Source organism: Synechococcus sp. H55.9, assembly GCF_047462355.1.
Lineage (GTDB): Bacteria > Cyanobacteriota > Cyanobacteriia > Thermostichales > Thermostichaceae > Thermostichus.
Window position 1 is genome coordinate 1 of sequence record NZ_JANSJB010000083.1, and the last position, 2729, is coordinate 2729.

2 protein-coding genes are annotated in these 2729 nt (G+C 61.9%); both read right to left on the reverse strand.

All coding sequences use genetic code 11. From position 1 onward, the window contains the following. Positions 1 to 1688, reverse strand: a 1688-nt coding sequence (locus NW857_RS10350; protein WP_414368881.1) for an NADPH-dependent assimilatory sulfite reductase hemoprotein subunit, incomplete at its 3' end; no start/stop codon positions are given. Positions 1689 to 1949: 261 nt separating this feature from the next. Further along, the coding region (locus tag NW857_RS10355) for an ATP-binding cassette domain-containing protein (protein WP_414368882.1) at positions 1950 to 2729 on the reverse strand (780 nt) is incomplete at its 5' end.

A 2729-nucleotide genomic window follows, 5' to 3' on the forward strand; every position in this document is an offset into this window, starting at 1 on the left:
CGCTCCTGCTTGTAGAGCTGCAGAAGAACTCTCATCAGCGGCACGATCTGGCTAATGTGCACCCGATCCTGAAACGGCTGGGCCAGGCGATCCCCTTGCGGGCTGGCCCCCAGCCAGATTTGGTAGTAGCCATCGGGGGCGGATCCCACCAAGCCGAGCTCTGCCAAGTAAGGCCGGGCACAGCCATTGGGGCAGCCGGTCATGCGCACCAAAAAGGGCGAATCCTGCAGCCCCAGCTCCTGCAACACCTGATCCAACTGGCGAATCAGGGTGGGCAAAGCTCGCTCTGACTCGGTGATGGCCAAGCCGCAGGTGGGAAGCGCCGGACAGGCCATGGAGAGCCGCACCAGCTCCGGGATCTCCTCTTTGGAAAGCACCCCATGGGACTTGAGGATCTGGTTAATGGCTTCTCGCTGGCCCTCCTCGATGTTGACGAAGATCACGTCCTGCGTAGGAGTCAGCCGCAGGTGTAGAGAAAATTCCTCTACAATCTTGCGCAGGGCCGTTTTCAACTGCCGCTCCGGCGTATCTTGGATGCGGCCATTTTCAATCGAGAGGCCCAAAAACCAACGGCCATCCCCTTGCTCGTGCCAGCCCAGGTAGTCGTCGCTGTTGGGTATACACTTGGGCAAGGGACGAAAACGGGGCAATTTTTCCCCAACATACTCCTCAACAGCGCGGCGAAACTTGCGGATCCCCCAGTCGCGCACCAGATACTTCAGCCGTGCCTGCTTGCGGTCGTAGCGGTTGCCGTGATCCCGCTGCACCGCCAAAATCGCCTGGCAAACCCGGTACACCGCTTCCGGCGGGGCAAAGCAGAGCTTCTGGGCCAAAAGGGGTTGGGTCTCCTCCTTGCCGTGGGTGCGCCCCATGCCGCCGCCCACCACGATGTTGAAGCCCTTGAGGTTGCCCTTGCGGTCGGTGAGGACGATCAAACCCAGGTCTTGGGAGTACACATCGACGGTGTTCTCCCCGGCTACGGCGATGGCCGTCTTAAACTTGCGGGGCAGATAGACCGGGCCATAGAGAGGTTCCGGCCCCTCCAGCCTCACGCCGTTGCCTACAAACTGCTCGGCTTCCCGGACTTCCGGATCCACCGGCGGGATGGGAACCGCCTCCCCATCCACCCACAGCTCGTAGTAGGCAGAAGTCTTTGGAGCCAGGAGATCCGCCAGCTTGCGGGCATACTCCTGGGCGTAGCGGTAGGCAGGCCGGTTTTTGTAGGGGGCGACTGGTGCCATGACGTTGCGGTTGACATCGCCACAGGCGGCCAGGGTGGATCCCATCTGCCGGACGATGCTGGCCACCGTGGCCTTGAGATTTTTCTTCAAGATCCCGTGGAGTTGAAAGGTCTGCCGGGTGGTGGCCCGCAGGGTGCCGTTGCCGTACTCCTCGGCCAGCCGATCCAGGGTCAAGTAGAGCTGCGGCGGCACATGCCCCCCCGGAATACGGGTGCGCAACATCATCTCGTAGGCCCGCTCCAACCCCTCCTGCTTTCGCTGCTGCCGCAGATCCCGGTCGTCCTGCTGGTAGGCGCCATGAAACTTGAGCACCTGCACCGCCGCCTCGCTAAAGTGGGTAGTGTCTTGGGCCAGCTCCTGCTGCAAGGGATCCCGCAGGAAATGGCTATCTGCCTTGATCTGCTCCACCTTGGAGCGCTTGGCCTCAGAGCCGACAAGGGAGCTCATCTGATTCTCCAGTAATCCGGTCGGAATACCTGTGAAACAGGGTAGCATCTCCCCTGGACTGCGTCCAGTTCTATGGGTTTGAGGTGGAACAGCCTACCCCCCTCTCCCAGAGGGAGAGGGGACGGGGGTGAGGGTCGTCACTCTGTCTGAGAGAGGGGCCGGGGGTGTTCGCGCTAGCGGCGCGGAGCGCTTGGGTCGTCACTCAGGGAGAGGGGCCGGGGGTGAGGGGTACCAGGGCAGATTGAGAGCTAAGGCAGCGCTCTAGCCGGCCAGGGCCAAGCGGGCGCCGTATTCTGCCGCCGACCAGAGTTTCCAGGCAGAGTTGCCCTGTAGCTCCAAGACCAGGTCGTGGTAGGCCAGGAGAGTGGGGCGGTGGCCGACGCTGACGTAGATGGTGTTGAGGTGTTGCAGTTGCAGGTAGAGCAGCTTTTCGTTGGCTACATCTAGAGCGCTGGTGGCCTCGTCCAAAATGGCGTAGCGGGGCTGAGTAATCAAAATGCGGGCAAAGGCCAGGCGCTGCTGTTCCCCCAAAGAGAGGGTGCTGGCCCAATCTTTCTCCACGTCAAAGCCGCCCACCCGCTCCGGCAAATCGGCTAGGTTCACCTGGGCCAAAACCCGGATGAGATCTGCATCGCTGAGATCCCGGCGACGACCTGGATAGAGGAGTTGATCCCGCAGGGATCCCAGCAGCATGTAGGGCTTTTGCGGCAGGAAGAGCATCTCGGTGGTGTCGGGGCGGGCGATGGATCCCTGGCCGTTGTTCCACAGGCCGGCAATGGCCCGCAGTAGGGAGCTCTTGCCGCTGCCGCTGGCCCCCACAATGAGCAGCCGTTGGCCTGCCTCTAAACTCAGGGACAGATCCCGCACCAGGGTTCGTTCCGAGTTTGGTGTTAGCAAAGTAACCTGCTGCAGCGCCAGTTGGGGAGCGATGCGAGTTTGGATGGTGCTCTCCCGGTCGCGGGTGTGGCGCAGGGCCGGATTCTCCAACGTTTCGTAAAAGGACCCTAGACGGTTGATCCCGGCGGCAAAGCTGGAGATGCT